Below are 19,855 nucleotides of genomic sequence, written 5' to 3'. Positions count from 1 at the left end.
AGTAGGGTCGATTAGCGGAGCGTAATCGTCCGCGGTAACCGTCCCCTCTCCCCTTGTGGGAGAGGGTTAGGGTGAGGGGTTCGGTAACGTCTTTGCTTGGCTAAATATCGCCGTCTAAATGGCACGGCTTCGCCATGCAGGACACGAGGACTCCGTCCTCGATGGGGTTTCGCCGCCGCTGCGCGGCTGGGCGAGTGACTTTTCTTTGCGTGGCCAAAGAAAAGTCACCAAAAGAAAGGTTCTTCGCGGGATCTTGGGGAAGTGGAAGTTGACAGACAGGGTGCTGGTAAACTGGCTGTCTCCAAACACACCACCACCATCACCCTGCTGTCGCCGTGCATCATATTGATATTGCCTCCTTCTGGCCAGGTTATACCGTCATCGCCCAAGCGCTTTCTGCCAACCATCACACCCTGTTTACCCTTGAGCCTCGCGCCGACTTCTTGCCCCGTTGTCGCCGATGCCTGCAACCCACGCCATTGATCCACGACCAACGTATCCGCCGGGTGCGTGAGCGAGACCTATTTGACCGACAAGTCTGGTTACAACTGCCTGTTCGCCGCGTCGACTGTCTGCGCTGTGGTCGCGTCAGTGAACATATCGACTGGCTCCCCTCTGGCTCCCGCCTCACCCGGCGCATGCAGTGCTGGATTGAAGCGCTCGTTCAGTACCTCCCCATCCGCCATGTCAGCCAGCTCACCGGGGTCGGTTGGCACACCATCAAGGAGATCGACAAGCGCCGTTTGCAGACCAGTGTGGGCACCATCGAACTTGGGGAGGTGCGGCGGCTGGTGATGGATGAGTTTGCCCTGCACAAGGGACACCGCTATGCCACCGTGATCATGGATGCCGAGCGAACCCGCGTCCTGTGGGTGGGGCACGGCAACAGCCGGGCCGCTATCCGTCCCTTCTTCGAGCAGCTCGGCGAGCGATGCCAGCAGATTGAAGCGGTGGCGATGGACATGAACACGGCGTTCGACCTGGAGGTGAAGCAACACTGCCCGCAGGCGGAGGTGGTCTACGACCTGTTCCACGTGGTGGCTCGCTATGGCCGAGAGGTGGTGGACCGGGTGCGAGTGGAGCAGGCGAATGCACTGAAAAGCGATAAACCGGCGCGAAAAGTGGTCAAAAGTGCGCGTTGGTTGCTGCTACGTAATCGGGCGAAGTTGAGTGAAAAACAGGATGTGAAGTTGCAGGAGCTGTTGGCGGCGAATCAACCGCTGGCGATGGTGTACGTGCTGAAAGAGGGGTTGAAGGGCATCTGGTATGCGCCGAGCGTGTGGGAAGGATGGCGACGATGGCGGAGCTGGATGCGGCAGGTGAAGGAAAGCGGGCTAGCGCCGCTGCAACGATTTGGTCGAAATTTATCGAAATATATGCGGGGGATCCTGGCGAGTGCAAACTACCCGATGCACACGAGTGTGCTGGAAGGGGTGAACAACAAGATCAAAGTGATAAAGCGTATGGCATATGGATTTAGGGACTCAGAATACTTTTTTCTGAAAATCAAGGCGGCCTTCCCCGGAAAGCCGCGATGAACCAAAAGAAAGGCCACCCCCACTTGTTCGCCCTCCTGCGTCGGGTCCCCTCGGTTCACCCGTTTGTCCCACGGCACGCGCCGATGGGCCATCCATGGCCCAGCGGCGCTCGCTCGGCGTCCTGCCTCGCGGCCTGGACAAACGGGCTCACCTCGGCGAACAACAGGGGGCAACACCGAACCTGCAGCACCGAGACTGGTTAACAGCATCCGGTGTATTCGAGGCTGTGATCGGGAGAGACGTTATCTCTAATCCGACCCCTCACCCGCCGTATTGCGAGGCCAGATTGCCGCACCGATGAAACAAGAATCATCAACGTGGTTGAATGGGTGAAAGAATCACTATGAGTACAACAGAATTCGGCACAAACCCCTATCAGGAAACAGTTTTATATTGAAGGCTCGATAGTGAATATTTCACCGTAATAAAACCTTATTTCTCATACGTCCGATTACGCTTCGCTAATCGAGCCTATGGTCCTTTATAATTGGATTCCATCCCCCAAAAAATTTGGTATCCATGATATTTAAAATCAACTTGTAGGGGTCAAAATGGGCCGTTCAGCAGACTATACCATTCAAGGCTTTCTGTACCAATTTAATCAGACACTCTCCGAATTAATAATTGCGGAGGATGAAGACGTGATTACTATAGAGGAAATTGTCGAAGACATAGAGGTGGTTAACTTTGAAGGCACCAAGGTAATTCAGTGTAAGTATCACGAAACCCAAGACAACTATACTCCAAGCATTCTTTATCACCCGTTACTTCAAATGATGAAGCAGTATAAATCCAACCCTAACGCAAAAATAAGTTATCACTTATTTGCGCATTTCCCTAACAATCCAGATATAAAAATATCTGCATTAGAACTTAATGCTGCGATCAAATCTAAAAATAAAGCATTGAAAGACTTAACTGCAGAAGTTGATGGCGTTGATGTTGATGGTTTCCTAAAGGTGTTTTTTATTTCTGTAACGCCTAAATACGATGACTTGATGACAGAGAATTCAGAGAAGCTTGTGGACATGGGCTTCGATAAAAGTGAAGTGGAAGTACTATTTTACCCTAATGCAATTCAAATGATTGCCGACTTAAGTGTTAAGCACGATGCAAAATTGAGAAGCATTACCAAAAAGGAATTTTTTGATTCGCTAAGGAAAATAAAGGCTACAGCTATTTCTCAATGGACGTTGGCACTTAAAACACGACAAAAAATTCTAGATACGCGGCGTAAGCAACTCAAAGGTAACTTAAACACAAATGCTCGCTTACGTCACTTAGTCGTATTCCCTAAGCTTTTGGACCAATTTGACGATCAAATTGTCATTTTTATAAAATCGTTCATCGACAAATACCATTTTAAGGTCGCGCATACGCAGACACCACTATTCGCATTAGACGTTCCACAAAGAGAATTTGATGAGATTGCGGAGCGACTAATTGCGAAAGATATAATACCAAACCATGGTCGCCCAGTAATAAATTTTTCAGAAGTTCATTTCTTGCGAGAACCAATGATGATAAAGGACAAAAAGGAATTTTCTCTAAGACTTATTCGCTGGGATGATTACAAGAACATCACGATTAATAAAAAAGCGGATGATCTATTTGTCCTCGGGCATGGGAATATCGAGAGTTTAAACGTCCAAGATATAAACCTAGAGATACTTGACACCGAAAATTTTGGTGAAATCAGATATGTAATGGGGATAGATTATGCATATTAAAATTGGAGCTGTGCTTTCATGCTCGCCAGAAGCAGTCATTGTCGCGGTAGATAACCTAGAAACCTTCGAGCAAAATAAGGCAGGACTACAGGTTGGTCGTTTTTTAAAAATTGCACAAGGAAACCATGACTTTACAATAGCCGTTATCCGAAATATTAAAGGAACAAATACCAACGATATAAACGGACAGCCAGTCTGGAATTTTCAGATTGAATGCCAAGCCATAGGGACTTTGCTTGAAGACAAGACATTTGATCGTGGTAGTCTTCTTTTACCTGTTCCGACAGAGCATGCATTCCTCGTGGATAAAAACACTCTCGACAAAATGTTCTCAGCTGATGGAGAACACAATTTTACACTAGGAAAGCTCTCCATGAATAAATCTATTGACCTCATGATTAATGGAAATAGATTTTTTAGCAAGCATATCGCTGTTGTTGGTTCGACTGGTTCTGGTAAGTCATGTACAGTTGCAAGTATGCTGCAAAACGTTGTTGGTGTTTCCCAGCATAAAAACAAGACCAAGGGAGAACAAAATAACTCTCACATAGTGATTTTCGATATTCATGATGAATATTCCGCAGCATTTACCCTTGATCAAGATGAACTTTTTACATTAAGTCGACTCGACATCGACTCTTTACAGCTTCCCTACTGGCTTATGAACTCGGAAGAGTTGGAAAGCATGTTCATTGAAAGCAATGAAGCAAACTCTCATAATCAAGTTAGTCAATTTAAACATGCTGTCACATTAAATAAAGAAATGCATAACCCGGATATTCCGGAGGTTACTTACGACACTCCAGTTTATTTTTCAATCAAGGAGGTATACTACTTTATTGAAAACTTGAATCGAGAGGTTATTGGACGATTAGCCGGGGAGGATAAGCCTAAGCTGGCTGATGGAAAATTGGTGACTGATCGGAAAATTTATTTCGACAAGATCCACGACTTCATTGCAAATTCCACCGCAGCTGCGACCAGAGCGACCAATGGGCCATTCAACGGAGAGTTTAACAGGTTCACTTCCCGGTTGGAGGCGAAGCTGGGTGACAGGCGTCTCAGGTTTCTTCTAAATGCGAAGAAGCCTGATGGACAGACTCACGTAACGGCAGACTTTGAAGTATTGATGAAGCAGTTTATCGGCTACCTCGATAAGGCTAACGTCACTATCGTAGATTTGAGTGGCATTCCTTTCGAGGTTCTCAGCATCACTGTCAGCCTGATTTCTCGCCTCATCTTTGACTTTTGCTTCCACTATTCCAAATTGCAACATGCACAAGGCAAGCTCAATGACATCCCAGTTATGCTTGTTTGCGAAGAAGCACACAACTACGTACCCCGAGATAATCTTGCAGCCTATCGGGCGTCCCGCAAGTCCATTGAGAGGATCGCAAAGGAGGGACGAAAATACGGCTTGAGCCTGATGGTCGTAAGTCAGCGGCCCTCTGAGGTATCAGAGACAATTTTCGCCCAGTGCAACAATTTTATGTCCTTACGCCTTACAAATGACGCTGATCAAGCCTACATTCGGCGGCTCTTTCCCGACAACTCTAACGCGATAACGGAAATTTTGCCGAACCTAGCTCCGGGTGAGTGCGTTGTGGTTGGTGACGCAGTACTGCTCCCAGCAGTAATAAAAATGCCACTCCCGGCCCCCGAACCTCATTCCCAAAGCGTTAAGGTTCATAAGGAGTGGAAGGAACCGTGGCGCGAAGTTGCCTTCGCACAAGTTATCAAACGCTGGAGAAAATAATGAGTACCTAAATTGGGGCCACCATTGTTCTGAGAACCGCATAGCGGCCAACAGTTCGGCGATCTGCTCCCCCTGTCTGAATCGGGCACGGTATTGGTTCCCCCTGCAAACCGCCGAGTCGAGTTCAACGGGTCAGGAGTGCCATCAGGGATGATGGCGCAGCCGCAGTCGGCACAGGGATGTGCCGTCTGCGGCGCTCCGTCCGACCCGTTGGATGAGAGGAGGGAACCCGCGAAGCGGGCGGTTTGCCGGGGGAGAAGACTTTTGGTGACTTTGGGTCTTTCCAAAGTCACTCGCCCCAGCCCGAAGGGCGGGCGAAACCCCATCGAGGGCAGCGCCCTCATGTCCTGCATGGCGAAGCCATGCCAATCAGGAGAGAGGGAAGGTGCCAGCTCTCAGACAGGCCACAAAAAAACCGCAGCCCTAAGGCTGCGGTTTTTTTATTGGCTCAACCTGTTGGCTCCAGACGCCAACAGCGCCACCGGCCTTAGGCACGGCGCCAGCTGGTCTTGCCGGCGCTGTCTTCCAGCACGATGCCCATCTCGGTGAGACGGTTGCGGGCGGCATCGGCAGCGGCCCAGTTCTTGTCGGCACGGGCCTGATTGCGCTGGGCGATCAGTTGCTCGATTTCGGCGACCTCTTCGTCCGCTTCATCACCCTTCAAGAAGGCATCCGGATCCTGTTGCAGGATGCCGAGCACGGCTCCCAGCTCACGCAGACGGGCGCCCAGCGCAGCGGCAACGGCCATGTCTTCACCCTTCTGGCGGTTGATCTCGCGCACCAGATCGAACAGGGCGGAGTAGGCTTCCGGGGTGTTGAAGTCGTCGTCCATCGCCTCTTTGAAGCGGGCCACCTGCTCGTCACCACCGGCAGCAGCGGCCGCCGGCAGATCGCGCAGGGCGGTGTACATGCGCTCCAGCGCGGCGCGGGCCTGCTTGAGGTTATCTTCCGAGTAGTTGAGCTGGCTGCGGTAGTGGCCAGACATCAGGAAGTAACGGACGGTTTCGGCATCGTAGTGGGCCAGGACGTCGCGGATGGTGAAGAAGTTGCCAAGGGATTTGGACATCTTCTCTTTATCCACCATCACCATGCCGCTGTGCATCCAGGTGTTGACGTAGTCGCCACCGTGGGCGCAGCAGGACTGGGCGATCTCGTTCTCGTGGTGCGGGAACTGCAGATCGGAGCCGCCGCCGTGGATGTCGAAGTGGTTGCCAAGGTGCTTGGAGTTCATGGCGGAGCACTCGATGTGCCAGCCAGGACGGCCCGGGCCCCAGGGGCTGTCCCAGGTCGGTTCGCCGGGCTTGGACATCTTCCACAGCACGAAGTCCAAGGGGTTCCTCTTGGCATCCACCACGTCAACCCGAGCGCCGGCCTGCAGCTGTTCCAGATCCTGGCCGGAGAGCTTGCCGTAGTCGGCGTAGGAGTCGACGATGAACATGACATCGCCGTTGTCCGCCACGTAGGCGTGCTCTTTATCCAGCAGGGATTGCACCAGCTCGATGATCTCGCCGATGTGCTGGGTGGCGCGCGGCTCGACGTCCGGGCGCACCATGCCGAGGGCATCGAAGTCGGCGTGCATGTCGCCGATCAGGCGCTCGGTCAGGTCGTCACAGGTGACGCCGGTTTCGGCGGCGCGCTTGATGATCTTGTCGTCCACGTCGGTGACGTTGCGCACGTAGTTGAGCTGATAGCCGCTGTAGCGCAGGTAACGGGCCACGACGTCGAAGGCGACGAAGGTGCGGCCGTGGCCGATATGACAGTGATCGTAGATAGTGACGCCACACACATACATGCCCACCTTGCCCGGGTGGATAGGTTTGAATTCTTCTTTTTGACGAGTGAGTGTGTTGTATATCTTCAGCATCTTATGACCACTGCCTGTGAGTAAAATGGCCTGCCATTCTACCCGCATCGCGCGTAGAAAACGAGGCAGAAAACGTGCCGGATCAGGCGCACCATCTATGCCGCAGGGCCCTGATGGGCTAGAATTGCCACCACTTTATGCCATACACCTGCGGGCACCTGGTCGCCCGCATCAAATGAAAGGACATATCATGGTCACTCTGCACACCAATCACGGCGACATCACCCTCACCCTGAACGCTGAAAAAGCCCCGGAAACCGTGGCCAACTTCCTGCAATACTGCCGTGACGGTCACTACGACAACACCATCTTCCACCGCGTCATCGACGGCTTCATGATCCAGGGCGGCGGCTATGCCCCGGGCTTCGAAGAGAAAGACACCCGCGCCCCCATCAAGAACGAAGCGGCCAACGGCCTGTCCAACAAGGTCGGCACCATTGCCATGGCCCGCACCATGGAGCCGCACTCTGCCAGCGCCCAGTTCTTCATCAACGTGAACAACAACGACTTCCTCGACTTCAAATCCGCCACCACCCAGGGCTTCGGCTACTGCGTGTTCGGTGAAGTGACCGCCGGCATGGACGTGGTCAACAAGATCAAGGGCGTCAAGACCGGCAACTACGGCCGCATCCACCAGGACGTGCCGACCGAAGACGTGGTGATCACCAAGGTGACCCTTGCCGAGTGATCTCTGCCTTCTACGAGATGAACTGACTGCGGCCCCGGCCGCAGTTTTTCCATCTGTGAAGGCCGGCCCCATCGACTGGCGCCGTCTCGACTACCTGGCCCACGGCAACCCACGCCAACGCTCGGCCCATGCCCTGCTCACAGCCGGTGTGTGGGATGCGCTGGCAGCGCAGTGCAGCGACCTGGCGCTGGTGAGCACGGTCGCCATCGGGCTCGACAAACCCGGCAGCGATCTCGACATCGTCTGCCAGCATCCGGAGCCGGCCACGTTTGCGGCGGCGCTGGCCGCCCAAGGCTGGCGGGTTGTGCAAAAGGGCGCTGACATCTGGCTCGCCGAGCAGACCGTCACCGGCGCCGATGGCCACCCTTGGCCCTTTGAGCTCTACCTCACCCCAGAACCCCTCGAGCGCCTCAACGGCTGGCGCCACCTCAGCCTGATGGCCGCCCTGCTTGAGCAGTTCGGCGCGGTGTTTTATCACCAAGTGCTGCGCCTGCGCCTCGAGGAAGGGTTCAAAGGGGAAGCGGCCATGTGCCACTTGCTGGGCCTTGCCGGCGACCCGTATGCCGCGCTGCTCACCCTGGAGGGCGGCGAGCTTGCCCCATTGGTGTGGCAGCCGGTGACAACGGGCCCTTACTTCACTGCTAATTTCACTGCTAGCTCCAATACCAGTTCCACTTCCAGCCACCTCAACAGGGCCCAGCGCACTTTCTCATGAGCACCCTCTTTATCAGTGACATTCACCTGTGTGCCCAGCGGCCCGACATGACCGCCGCCCTGGTGCGCTTTCTGGCGCACGACGCCCCCGGCGCCGATGCCCTCTACGTGTTGGGCGATCTGTTTGAATTCTGGATTGGCGACGACGATCCCAATCCCCTCCACGGCGAGGTGGCCGACGCCTTTGCGGCCCTGAGCCAGCAGGGGGTGCCCCTCTACTTCATTCACGGCAACCGCGACTTCTTGCTGGGCCAGGCCTTTGCCAAGCGCGCCGGCATGACATTGCTGGGGGATCCCTGCGTCATCGAGCTCTATGGCGAGCGGGTGGTGCTGAGCCACGGCGATCTGCTCTGCACCCTGGATGAGGGCTACCAGAAGTTTCGCCGCATCACCCAGCTCAAGTGGCTGCGCTGGCTGTTCCTGCGCCTGCCGCTCGCGCGCCGCCAGGCCATCGCCCACAAGATGCGTGGCCAGAGCCAGATGGAAAATGCCCACAAGAGCCAGACCATCATGGACGTGACCCCGGCGGCAGTGGACGAGATGCTGCGCCAGCACGACTGCCGGATGATGATCCACGGCCACACCCACAGGCCCGCCATCCACGACTTCAACCTCGACGGCGCGCCTGCTCGGCGTATCGTGCTGGGGGACTGGTTCGAGCAAGGCTCGGTGCTGATCTGCCGCCCCGGCGAGCAGCGCCTCGAGCAACGCGCGCTGATCTGAATTAGCCGGCTGGCTGGCGGCAATAAAAAAGGCGGGAAGATCCCGCCTTTTGTTTGCCTGCGATCTACCTCTATAACGGCTACATCACCGTCATCTGCCCCGCGTAGAGGATGAAGTAGCGCAGCAGCAATATCCCCACCAGGCTCAGGCTGCAGATAAGTGCCAGCCGGGCCGGTTGATGGGCCTTGGCCGGACTGCCCACCAGCCCCAGCAGCTGGGGCAACAGGATCCCCAGCCCGATGACCCCGAACCAGAACACCTGGGACCAGAAGCCACCGCCGATGGCCGCCCACATGGCCGCTTCCCGCTGGCCGCCACCAAAATAGAGGCCGGTGAAGAAGCAGAGCAGCAGGAACAGCTCGATGGCGACGATGGGCCGCTCGAAGCGGTGCACGAAGCTCACCCCGCGGCTGTGGCCATCCTCCCGAAACAGGGTGACCGCCAGCAAGATGGTGGAGGCCACCCCCGAGCTGATGCCGGAGACCAGAAACAGCGCCGGCAGGATCGGGTTGTTGAGCATGGGGTAGGTCTTGAGGGCGGAGAGCAGAAAGCCGGTGTAGGCCCCGAGCAGCACGGCCAGCAGCAACAGCAGCGGCGCCAACAGCCGCTCGAGGCGTGCAAGCCAGCCGATCACCCCATCCACAAAGGCAAGCCTGTCCACCAGCAGCCGTCGGCGCAGGGCTTCGATTTCAGCCCGGAACACCACCGCCAGCCAGGCGAACAGCACCGCCATGTAGATCTGAAACAGCATGACCCCCATCGACATCACGGAGTCGAACTGGTAGTGGAACATCAGCTTCCAGAAGGTCCAGGGGCGGGCCAGGTGGAAGATGAGGATAAGCAGCCCCAACACGACGCTCACCGGCGCCAGAATGGCGGTCGCCTTGATGATGCCGCTCTCGCTGCCGGCTCCCTGCCGGCGCAGCAGCACCGAGAGGGTCGCCGAGCCTGCCGAGATGCCGAGCAGAAACAGGTAGATGGCGATGGGGCCATCCCACACCAGCGAGTCGAAGTGAAACGCATCATGCCACATGGTGCCTCCCTCCTGTCAGCCGGTCTGCGTCATACAGATGAGATGGGATCATGACTTCACCTCCCCTTTCGGCACCCGGTACATCTTGGGCGAAGTACCGAGGAACTGCTTGTAGCGATAGGTGGTCTCCTGCACCAGCCGTTTGGCGATGGGGCTGTCGGGATCGTCCAGATTGCCGAACACCAGCGCCTTGGTCGGGCAGGCTTCCACACAGGCCGGCTGCTTGCCGTTGGCCAGATTGGTCTTGCGGCAGAAGTCGCACTTGTCGGCAACGCGGGTGACCGGGTTGATGAAGCGCACCTGATAGGGGCAGGCGGCCAGGCAATAGCGACAGCCGACGCAGAGGTCGGGGTTGATGTCGACGATGCCATCCTCCACCCGGATGTGGGAGGCGCCGGTCGGGCAGACGTGCACGCAGGGGGCGTTGTCGCAGTGCTGGCAGGACTTGCGAAAGAAGCGATACTCCTGCGCCGGATACTCCCCCACCGGGCCGCTGCGCAGGATCTGCAGGCGGGCCACCCCTGCCGGCACCTGGTTCACCTCGCGGCAGGCGTCCATGCAGGCGGTGCAGCCGATGCAGGCCGTCTCGTCGTGGATCATGCCGTAGCGCACGCCCTTGATGGTCATGCTGTTGGCCAGAGCGCGCGGGGCCCCCGTCAGCAGGATCAGGGCGCCGGCACTCATGCCCACCATGAAGTCGCGGCGGGTCGTGCTCATGAACCCTCCTTGGCGGCGCCGCCCAGATCGGCTTCGTGCTGCTTGCGGTGACAGTCGACGCACAGCTTGATGCGCGACTTCTCGGGGATCCCCACCATGGGCTCCTTGGCCGGGTGCAGCTGGTGACAGCTGGTGCAGCTGATCCGGGTGGCGTGCACGTCGTGGGCCCAGAGAGCCTTGCGCAAATCGTCCGGTTCATGGCAGCTCATGCAGACGCCGTTTTGCTGGCTCAGCGGGAAGGCGTCATTGCCAAAGCGCATCACATCGACCATGCCACCGCGCTGTTTACGGTGATCGGCCGACGCATTGCCGTGGCAGTTGGTGCAGGTGACCTGCTCCCCCGTGTTGGGGTTGGTGACCTGGCCGTGCTTGCCGTGCATCCCCTCCTCCCCGTCGTGGCACTTCTCGCACTTGGCGAAGCGGGCCGCGGCCTTCTTGGCGGCGGCTTTCTTCTTTTCCGCCTTGGCCTGCCGTTCAGCCAGGGTGGGTTGCGCTGCCTGATCGGCACTGGATGTGGCACTCGGCGCGGCTGGCGTGACATCGGCTGCCTGCGCGCTGGCCAGCGCCAGCTGACCCGCCCCCAAGGCGAGGGAGGCAAGCAGCAGCCACTTGATGATCTTTTTCATAGGAAACTCCGAAACGGTGGCACCCGAAGGGTGCCGTCTGCCCGCCTGGCAACAAAAAGGAGCTGGTGACAGCTCCTTTGACGGTCATGAACACGAGACCACACCCCGCCAGAAGCGGGGTGGCTGCGTCAACGGGAGGGGCAGCGACGTTACTGCTGGCTGGCGTAGTACTCGGCCAGCGCCTTGAGGTCGGCATCGCTCATGGCGATGATGGCCTTGTTCATCTTCTCGTCGTTGCTGCGCTTGCCGGCCTTGAACTCCTGCAGGGAGGTCAGCAGGTAGCCCTTGGGCTGGCCGGCCAGGATGGAGGCCTCGTCTTCGGCCACCGAACCCCCTTCGGAGTGGCACTTCTTGCAGCCGGAGTCGTCGTGCAGTTTCTGCCCCGCCTTGGCCAGCGCCGCATCGAACGGCTGCTTCATCGGCTTGTAAGGCAGCTCGGCATAGTGCGCCGCCAACTCGTCGATCTGCTCGTCGCTAAGGCCCTTAACAATGTCGGTCATGTTCCCCTTCTTGCTGGTATCACCGGTGACATGATTAACGGTCTTTGCTGGCCGGCCGTCCAGGTAGGTGCGCATCTGCTCGGCAAGATTTGATTCTGCCAGCCCTGCAATAGTCGGAATATCGTTCTGGGTGCTGATCCCTTGATTTCCATGACATGAGTTACATGTATCCACCAATGAGTCCAGGCTGGCATGTGCGGTGCCAATAGAGCCCAAAAGCAACGACAGTACCAGTATTTCCAGCTTCACACTGCGTTTCATTTCTTATCCCTCTTCCAGAAAAGGTCTATAAACCCCAGTAAAAACAGACATTTTTATACTCAAGGTTGATTTTCGATCCGTTTTTGAGACTTAGATCAACGCCGTCTAATATATAAACCTTACAATTAAGATGGAAATGATTTATACCGTATTCAGTCCTCTTTTGACCCTTAAGTGGTATCTTTTTGGGAATTTTTTGAGCTGGCTCATATATGGAACAATAAGTCCGATAAAAAAGGATAAAACAATGAAATACTGGAAAGTATTGGTGGCTGCAGCAATGGTGTTCACCCTCTCCTCCTGTGGGGGCGGTGGTGATGGCAACGACAAGACGGATCCACCTCCCCCTCCGCCGGGAACCCCAGATTCACTGGTGATCTCGGCCTCCACCCCACAACTTGGCGAGAGCGGTCAGCTCTCGGTGCAATTCAAGGTAACCGACAAGCAAGGCAAGGGTTATGAGCTGGGAACCACCCTTCCCTCCTTCACCCTGGCCAAGGTGATCCCCGGCCGCGACGCCAAACGGGAAGACCCTGTCATCTGGAAGAGCTTCATCTACAGCACCAAGAACAACCGGCCCACCGGCGAGAACGGCGGCAAGCTGGAAACCCTTGGCAATGGCCAGTACCGCTACACCTTCTCCTTCAATACCACCACGGTGCGCGACCCTTATCCGAGCGATTCGCAGGACAACAACGGCTTGATCCGCTGGGATGAGGCAGCGACCCACCGCCTCGGTATCTACTTTGGCGGCAGCAACGGCATTCCGGTCACCGACTACGTGCTGGACTGGGTACCGGCCGGCACGCCGCCACTGCTGACCCGCGACATCCTGGAGCAACAGAGCTGCGACAGCTGCCACATGAAGCAACCGATCCACCACAGCAACCGGGCCGATCCCAAGCTCTGTGTCACCTGCCACAACGAGAGCGTGCCCGGCAGCGGACGGGGCGATCTGACCACCCTGGTGCACAAGCTGCACGGCAACCTGGATGCCACCGCCACCAAGCTGGTGAGCCACTTCCCGCAGGATCCGCGCAACTGCGACACCTGCCACAAGGGCGTCACTCCGACCACCCCGGATGCCAACAACTGGCAGCACGCCCAGGAGAAACCCTGCGGCGCCTGCCACGCGGACTCCACCACGGCGACCGGCTACGTCAGCCACATCAACGGCAAGATCACCAGCGGTACCCTCTGTACCCAGTGCCACGCCGAGACCCCCGGCAACACCAAGTCCCCCAGCAGCGTGCACATGGGCTACCTCGCCAACGAGGCCGCCGGTCGCGACAAACTGGTGTTCAAGTTTGACGACGTGCGCTACGCCGCGCCCAACATCGAGGTCGAGCTGACCGTGACCGCCAACGGCACGCCGGTCGAGACCATGGACGGGGTGCTCAAGTACATCAAGTACGGCGATCTGGCCAAGGCCCCCTACGTGCTGGTCAACTGGGATCAGGGCAGCGGCTTCGAGCTGGGCTACACCAACCCGCAGACCTTCGTCGCCGGCAACAAGATTGACTTCACCAAGTGTGAAAGCCAGGGCGGCGGCAGCTTCCTGTGCCGCAAAGAGGTGGGTAACGAGGTGACCGGCACCCTGGCGGCCACGGTCGCCGAACTGCAGGTGTGCGTGGCCCGCAAGGCGGATCGCAACGGTGCCTTCGCCGCCGGGGATCTGCTCCCCTGCAGCAGCACCGCCAGCGCCCTCTCCTACGTGGCCATCAACCCGGTCAAGGCCTACTTCCGGGTCGAAGGCGGGGTCGACGGCAGCTATGTGCTCAAGGCAGGCGCGGATCTGGCCTCCTGCAACGGCTGTCACAAGGATCTGGCTGTCCACACCGAGGGCAACGCGGGCTCGGCCCACGCCTCCAAGGACTTCGCCCAGTGCACCAGCTGTCACAACGCCACCCGCACCTCCTTCTATGCGGGTGTGCCGGGGGATCTGAAGTACCACGTGCACTCCTTCCACGCCTTCGGCTCCCATCGCAGCGGTGATGCCACCTTCCCGGGCAAGCTGAACAACTGCGAGTCCTGCCACACCAAGGGTCAGTACAACCTGCCCAACCAGCAGAACGAACGACCCTCGCTGGTGGCGACCACGGCGGACAACAAGCAGCCCAAGTTCTTCAGCCCGACCCTGGTGGTTTGCGCCAGCTGCCACCTCAAGTCGCTGCTGGGGCTGGTCAAGCCGGACAACCCGGTCGCCGGGGATGAGTGGGCCACCCACATGAAGAACAACGGCGCCATCTTTGGTGCAGAGACGATAGAGGCCGCCACCGGAGTTGAACAGTGCGCGTCCTGCCATGCCGTCGGGCAGGAGCAGGGCGTTGACAAGGTTCACAAGGTGTATGACTTCCGTTGAGACCACCAGGCCGGGGGGATGCCTCCCCCCGGCCCTTTGCCGTTGAAGGACACGATATGAAAAGAATCACCCCGCAGTGGCTCCTGGCGGGTTTGCTGGCACTCGGTTGCCTGCCGGTCTGGGCCAAGAGCGATGCCCAGCCGGCGGCCGATGCCGATCCGCGCCTGCAGGTCGAGGCCACCCTCGACCAGAAATTCGACCAGGGCAAATACTCCCCCAAGGGGGCCGATACCTGCCTCAAGTGCCACGATGCCGACTCGCGCAAGCCCGCCACCGGCATCTTCCACAATGTGCACGGCAACCTCGGCAACCAGAACGGGCCGATGGCCGACAAACAGTGTGAAGCCTGCCACGGCCCCGCCGGCAACCACCCGCGCAATCCCCGCAAGGGGCAGAAGCGGGAACCCATGATCACCTTCGGCCCCGATTCGCCGGTACCGGTGGAGAAGCAGAACAGCGTCTGCCTCTCCTGCCACACCGATACCCAGCGGATGGGCTGGCATGCCAGCGCTCACGCGGTGGAGGATGTCTCCTGCACCAGCTGCCACAGCCTGCACCAGGCCAAGGATCCGGTGATGGACAGCAAGCTGCAGGTGGAGACCTGTACCAACTGCCACGCCCAGCAAAAAGCCGATCTGCACAAGCGCACCAGCCACCCCATTCTCAATGGCGAGCTGCCCTGCTCCAGCTGTCACAACCCGCACCAGTCGCAGAACGAGGCCAGCCTCAAGCAGCCCAGCCTCAACGAGAGTTGCTACGAGTGCCACGCCGAGAAACGGGGCCCCTTCCTGTGGGAACACGAGCCGGTGACCGAGGATTGCTCCCTCTGCCACAGCCCGCACGGCTCCATCAACCAGGCGCTGCTCAACAAGCGGGTGCCCCAGCTGTGCCAGGAGTGCCACAGCGTGCCCCATGCCAACGTCTCCATCCCCGAAGGGGATCTCAAGGTGCGTGGCGGCAGTTGCCTGAACTGTCATAACCAGATCCACGGGACCAACCATCCCAACGGTCAATCACTGCGGCGCTGAGGAGAGAAGTCATGAAATACTCAACACTTTGGCTCTCCCTGCTGGCGGTCTGCTCGGCCCAGGCGGCCGAGGAGCCGCTTGCAGTCGGGGATTACGCCCTGCAGCAGAGCAAACCGGCCAAGACCGAACGCTGGAGCTGCAAGTCCTGCGAGCGCGATGAGGGCTGGTTTGGCGAAGTGGGGCTGGGTGCCGGCTATGCCAACGACGATGGCGCCACCCGCTTTCGCAACTGGGTTCCCAGCCAGCAGGACAGCGGCATGCTCGGCATCTTCAACGCCGACCTGCAATACCGGGGGGAAGGCTCCCGCTACGGCAGCCTGGAGGTGAAAAACCTCGGCATGGAGCGCTTCAGCCTGGCGACCGAACAGGGCCACTACGACGGCATGCGCGCCCGGCTGGGCTACTCGGAGTCCCCCTTCTACTGGAACAGCCACGGCCGCAGCGTCTATCAGCCGGGCGAGAGCCCGCTGACCCAGGGATCGCTGGCCGAGTTCGACAAGGAGGTGGTGCGCAAGAAGCTGACCGCCGGGCTCGCCTATACCCCGAAGAGCCCGTGGCGCCCCTACGCCGATTTTTCTCATGAGAAAAAAGAGGCCACCCTCGCCTACTACCAGTCGAGCGTGCCCGGCATCGGCAGCGGGCCAGGCCTCTTGCCCAAACCCGTCGACGGCAGCTCGACCACCCTGGTCAAGAGCGGCGTCAGTTACCTGGGAGAAGGCTGGCTGGTCGATCTCGCCTACAACGGCTCCCTCTACCGTACCGATGACACGGCGCTCTACTATGGCAGCGTCGCCGACCCTTACGCCAACGAGCGCGCCTACGAGCCGGACAACAACTTCCACCAGCTGAGCCTCTCCGGCCAGTACAACTGGGACCGGCAGAGCCTGACCGGCCGCGTGCTCACCAGTCAGGCCACCTCCAATGGCAGCCTGACCGCATTTCGCAACGCCCCCATCACCCAGGATGACTTCCACGGCGAGGTCAGCACCCTGCAGGCCGATGCCAAGTGGGTGGGTCGCTTTGGCCGGGATCTCACCCTGCGCGCCGGCGGCGAGTATCGGGACCGCAAGGACAAGTCCGATGAATACGCGGTGGTCGGCAAGCAGCGCGGCAAGAGCGATCGCACCCGCAGCAAGGCGGATCTGGCGGCCGACTACCGGCTCAGCCGCTCGGTCAAGCTCACCACCGGCTATCAGTACAAGGCCGACCAGCGCGAGCAGGCCGACCGGCAGGATACCGACGAGCACACCCTGTTCCTCAAGGGGCGTTACCGCCCGGCCGGGGCGCTGCAACTGGGCGGCAAGCTCGCCTGGAGCACCCGCGACGGCTCGGACTGGCGCCACGACAGCGCCGGTGGCAACGGCAGCCCGACCCTGCGCCAGTTCTATCTGGCGGACAGGGACAGGGTCGAACTCAGGGGGGATCTCGGCTATCAGTTCAGCGAGGGGATGGATGCCCGCCTCGAAGGGTGGTGGGCCAGGGATGACTACAAGGAGCCGGACATAGGGCGCAGCGAGGGCAAGGATTATGGCATCGACCTGACCCTCAACCAGCAGTTCGACGACAACCTGAGCGGCCACCTGTTCAGCAACCTGCAGTGGATCACCTCCAGCCAGAACCACGCCTACACCGGCGCACCGGACTGGGATCCCTACAGCACGGCGGTGCGCGACGAGATCACCACCCTCGGGCTCGGGCTCACCCATAAGAAGGCGTTTGACCGGGATCTCGAGCTTGGGCTCGATTACAGCTTCGCCTATGGCCGCGGCAAAACCGACGCCAGCAAGGGCTATGACTACCCGGATCTGACCAGCAAGCAGCACCGGCTGGAAGGCTACGCCCTCTATCAGCTGACCAAGCAGCATTCGCTGCGCTGGGATGTGCGCTACGAATACTTCCAGGACGTGGATTACCTCTACACCGGCGAAGAGCGCAACCTCGGCAACCTGAACCAGGACTACAACGGCTACTTCACCGCCGTCTCCTGGCTCTACAAGTTCTAAAGGGGCGCCACGCGCCGCATAAGGGCAGACACCCTGTGTTGCCAGCCCAGCAATAAAGAGGGGAGCCCAGGCTCCCCTCTTTCATCATTTCGTCTTTGTTCTCTTGATTGCCTCTTCACTCTGTCGGCCAAGCAGGCTGCCGCATGGCGGCCATCCACCTGTCGGGCTCGACACGGCATCAGCCGGTATAGGTCGGCTCCAGCGCATAGTGCTTGAAGCAGGCCTCCAGCTGGCTGCGTGCCTGCGGTGCCACCTCGATGAACTCCAGCCCGTATACCTCGCCCTCTTCCGCCTGACGGGACCACATCACCCTGGCCTTGATCGCCAGCGGCGTCTGGTTGCGATACAGCTCGATGGAGGGCTTGGGGGTGTAGATCTTGAGCTCCACCTCGGCACGCTTGTCCAGAGCCAGGGGCTGTACCGTGCGCAGCCGCAGGCCGGTGATGCTGAAGTCCTCGGTGATCGACTCGTGGAACCCGCCCCCGGCCTGTACCTTCACCATCATGTGCTGGTACATGCGCGGCGCCCGGCGCAGCTCGTGCTCGCTGCGATCCGCCCCACTCTCGGCCTCGAAGCGGAACTGCTCCATGATATCGCGCAGCTGGCTCGACTCCTGATAGAGGGTGCGGCTGATGATCCCGGTGGTCTGCACCTTCTCGGTGTTTTCCGCGAGCGCATGCAGCAGATCGTGCAGATGGGCATTGAGCGAGGAGAGCTTGCCCATCTGCTCGTCGCTGGTGCCGCGGATCTGATCCGCCGCGCCGACGCTGCGCTCGATCTCCGTCATCAGGCCGTTGATGGACTGGCTCGCCTCGTGCGCCTTGTCCATGGTCAGGTGAGTACGGGCGATGACACTCTTCACCGAGGACTCGTTCTCGCCGATGAGCCGGCTCAGGGTCGTGACGATCTCGTTGATCTCCTTGGTGGCCTGACCGGCATTGTTGGCCAGCTTGCGCACCTCGTCGGCCACCACCGCAAAGCCGCGGCCATACTCCCCGGCCCTGGCCGCCTCGATGGCGGCGTTGAGAGCCAGCAGGTTGGTCTGCTCGGTGATGGCGGTGATGGACTGGGTGATCACCTGAATGCGCTGGCTCGCCTCGCTTAGCTGGCGGGTCTTCTGCTCCGCCTGCTGCGCCTCGGTCACGGCGTGGCGCATCTCTTCGATGTTTTCACTCATCACCCGGGTGCTTCGATGGGCGCTCTGATAGGCAAGCTCGGCCTGCTGCCCCACCTGGCTTGCCAGGCCGGAGACCGCCTCGGCCGCGCAGGAGAGGTCATTGCTGGCGCGGGTCACTTCCGTCGAGTGGTGCTGCTCCAGCTGGGAAGCATCGGTGATGGTTCTCGAGATATCGGAGATCTGATAGGAGGACTGGGCCAGTTGCCGGGTCCGCAGGTCTATCTGGCGCATGTGGCGGCTGAGTTGCGCCGCCATCAGCCGCATGGCTCCGAGCACGCTGTGATTGTCTGCCGAACGGGTCTGGATGGTAACGGTGAGGTTGCCCGCCGCAATCTCGGCGGCCACCCGCGCGGCATAATCCGGCTCGCCGCCCAGGGTGCGCATCAGGTGACGGTACTGGATGAAATAGGCCAGCACCACGAACAGCAGGGAAACCAGCCCGGCCACCAGCCCCATCAGCAGGGCCAGCTCCTTGGCCTCGTCGCGGCTGGCGACGGCACTGGTGATCCGGCTGTCCAGCTGATGATTGATACGCTCAAGCCGCTCGTTGATGCTTATCACCATGTGATCAAAGCCACCCTGGCTGCTCATCATCAGGTTGCCCGCCGCCTGGCCCTGGCGACTGTAGGTATCCACCATGGCCTCCCCTTTCTCATACAGCCCTTTGACCGTCTCCTGCATCGGCAGCAGTTCGTCGCTCAAGTCCGGCAGGCTGCGCATCAGGGTATCGAGATTCTGCAAGGCGGTATCGCGGAACGTGGCGGCCTCGGCGAGGCCCTCTTCCGTGTTGCCGGTCACCGCCGCATCTGTGATGAACTGCTGGATCTGCACCAGGTCATAGCGCGTCTCCTTGAAGATGAGGTGAGCCTGATTGAAGCGCTCGACCTTCTCCTGCGCACGCAGCTGGGCCTGGCTGCTCCACAAGGAGACGATGGATGCCATGATCAGCGGCACCGCCACCAGGATCCCCCCCAGGATCATCATCCGTTTGACCGAATGCCTTCCTCGGGGCGCATGCGACATCGCATGTGCCTCGGTCTGGTCGAAGGCGGTGTCCTGCAAGAGTCCTTGTGCAGTAGCCATGGCATCACCTCATCCTGGTAGCAGAGCGTCATTGGGCCATCGCAGCAAGGCA

General features: G+C 59.1%; 15 protein-coding genes. 9 read left to right on the top strand and 6 right to left on the bottom strand.

The window, feature by feature from the left end; translation table 11 throughout:
• Positions 1 to 335: 335 nt before the first annotated feature.
• The 3 genes from C2U40_RS06875 to C2U40_RS06865 all read left to right on the top strand — a co-directional run bounded on the left by C2U40_RS06875 (position 336) and on the right by C2U40_RS06865 (position 5,024).
• Entirely contained in the window at positions 336 to 1,538 is a 1,203-nt protein-coding gene (locus C2U40_RS06875) for an ISL3-like element ISAeme19 family transposase (RefSeq protein ID WP_081000878.1), read from the top strand.
• A gap of 551 nt (positions 1,539 to 2,089) precedes the next feature.
• Positions 2,090 to 3,268: a hypothetical protein gene (locus tag C2U40_RS06870; RefSeq protein WP_103828962.1), complete on the top strand. Its 1,179-nt coding sequence runs from the start codon at positions 2,090 to 2,092 to the stop codon at positions 3,266 to 3,268.
• Entirely contained in the window at positions 3,258 to 5,024 is a 1,767-nt protein-coding gene (locus tag C2U40_RS06865; protein ID WP_103828963.1) for an ATP-binding protein, read from the top strand. The genes C2U40_RS06870 and C2U40_RS06865 overlap by 11 nt, the downstream gene beginning before the upstream one ends.
• A 487-nt stretch (positions 5,025 to 5,511) precedes the next feature.
• Here the strand turns inward: C2U40_RS06865 and cysS are convergent, their stop codons facing one another.
• Positions 5,512 to 6,888: a cysteine--tRNA ligase gene (gene cysS, locus C2U40_RS06860; protein WP_017782367.1), complete on the bottom strand. Its 1,377-nt coding sequence runs from the start codon at positions 6,886 to 6,888 to the stop codon at positions 5,512 to 5,514.
• A gap of 190 nt (positions 6,889 to 7,078) precedes the next feature.
• Here cysS and C2U40_RS06855 point away from each other — a divergent pair, with 190 nt between their 5' ends.
• From C2U40_RS06855 to lpxH, 3 genes are read left to right on the top strand one after another with little or no spacing between them, the layout of a single operon-like run.
• Positions 7,079 to 7,576 (top strand): peptidylprolyl isomerase, encoded by a 498-nt coding sequence (locus C2U40_RS06855; RefSeq protein WP_005302674.1) that lies wholly within the window; start codon positions 7,079 to 7,081, stop codon positions 7,574 to 7,576.
• The gene (locus C2U40_RS06850; RefSeq protein ID WP_103828964.1) at positions 7,566 to 8,291 is read left to right on the top strand and encodes a DUF4269 domain-containing protein; all 726 of its coding nucleotides are present in this window, start codon (positions 7,566 to 7,568) and stop codon (positions 8,289 to 8,291) included. Before C2U40_RS06855 ends, C2U40_RS06850 begins: the two co-directional genes overlap by 11 nt.
• Positions 8,288 to 9,013 (top strand): UDP-2,3-diacylglucosamine diphosphatase, encoded by a 726-nt coding sequence (lpxH, locus tag C2U40_RS06845; RefSeq protein ID WP_103828965.1) that lies wholly within the window; start codon positions 8,288 to 8,290, stop codon positions 9,011 to 9,013. The genes C2U40_RS06850 and lpxH overlap by 4 nt, the downstream gene beginning before the upstream one ends.
• A gap of 79 nt (positions 9,014 to 9,092) precedes the next feature.
• On the opposite strand, the gene netD is transcribed toward lpxH, so the two are convergent.
• The 4 genes from netD to pdsA form a co-directional block, all read right to left on the bottom strand.
• Positions 9,093 to 10,046, bottom strand: a complete 954-nt coding sequence (gene netD, locus C2U40_RS06840) for an Nrf-like electron transfer protein NetD (protein WP_103828966.1) — start codon at positions 10,044 to 10,046, stop codon at positions 9,093 to 9,095.
• A 48-nt stretch (positions 10,047 to 10,094) separates the two neighbouring features.
• Complete coding sequence (gene netC, locus C2U40_RS06835) at positions 10,095 to 10,763, bottom strand: Nrf-like electron transfer protein NetC (protein ID WP_103828967.1); 669 nt, start codon at positions 10,761 to 10,763, stop codon at positions 10,095 to 10,097.
• The gene (gene netB, locus C2U40_RS06830) at positions 10,760 to 11,389 is read right to left on the bottom strand and encodes an Nrf-like electron transfer protein NetB (RefSeq protein ID WP_103828968.1); all 630 of its coding nucleotides are present in this window, start codon (positions 11,387 to 11,389) and stop codon (positions 10,760 to 10,762) included. The genes netC and netB overlap by 4 nt, the downstream gene beginning before the upstream one ends.
• Before the next feature lie 149 nt (positions 11,390 to 11,538).
• Positions 11,539 to 12,150 (bottom strand): periplasmic diheme shuttle PdsA, encoded by a 612-nt coding sequence (pdsA, locus tag C2U40_RS26985; protein WP_103828969.1) that lies wholly within the window; start codon positions 12,148 to 12,150, stop codon positions 11,539 to 11,541.
• A 247-nt stretch (positions 12,151 to 12,397) separates the two neighbouring features.
• Between pdsA and C2U40_RS06820 the strand changes: the two genes are divergently transcribed.
• The 3 genes from C2U40_RS06820 to C2U40_RS06810 are packed head-to-tail and all read left to right on the top strand — an operon-like array spanning position 12,398 to position 17,543.
• On the top strand, positions 12,398 to 14,512 hold the full coding sequence (locus C2U40_RS06820) for an OmcA/MtrC family decaheme c-type cytochrome (protein WP_181014942.1): 2,115 nt from the start codon (positions 12,398 to 12,400) through the stop codon (positions 14,510 to 14,512).
• A gap of 56 nt (positions 14,513 to 14,568) precedes the next feature.
• Entirely contained in the window at positions 14,569 to 15,540 is a 972-nt protein-coding gene (locus C2U40_RS06815) for a DmsE family decaheme c-type cytochrome (RefSeq protein ID WP_077097851.1), read from the top strand.
• A gap of 11 nt (positions 15,541 to 15,551) precedes the next feature.
• On the top strand, positions 15,552 to 17,543 hold the full coding sequence (locus tag C2U40_RS06810) for an MtrB/PioB family decaheme-associated outer membrane protein (RefSeq protein WP_103828971.1): 1,992 nt from the start codon (positions 15,552 to 15,554) through the stop codon (positions 17,541 to 17,543).
• A 178-nt stretch (positions 17,544 to 17,721) separates the two neighbouring features.
• Here C2U40_RS06810 and C2U40_RS06805 read toward each other — a convergent pair whose 3' ends face one another.
• Positions 17,722 to 19,803 (bottom strand): methyl-accepting chemotaxis protein, encoded by a 2,082-nt coding sequence (locus C2U40_RS06805; protein ID WP_103828972.1) that lies wholly within the window; start codon positions 19,801 to 19,803, stop codon positions 17,722 to 17,724.
• Positions 19,804 to 19,855 lie beyond the last annotated feature (52 nt).

Source organism: Aeromonas sp. ASNIH4, assembly GCF_002934425.1.
Classification (GTDB): domain Bacteria; phylum Pseudomonadota; class Gammaproteobacteria; order Enterobacterales; family Aeromonadaceae; genus Aeromonas; species Aeromonas hydrophila.
Note: the sequence above shows the minus strand (reverse complement) of the source record. Positions and strands in the feature narration are given on the sequence as shown.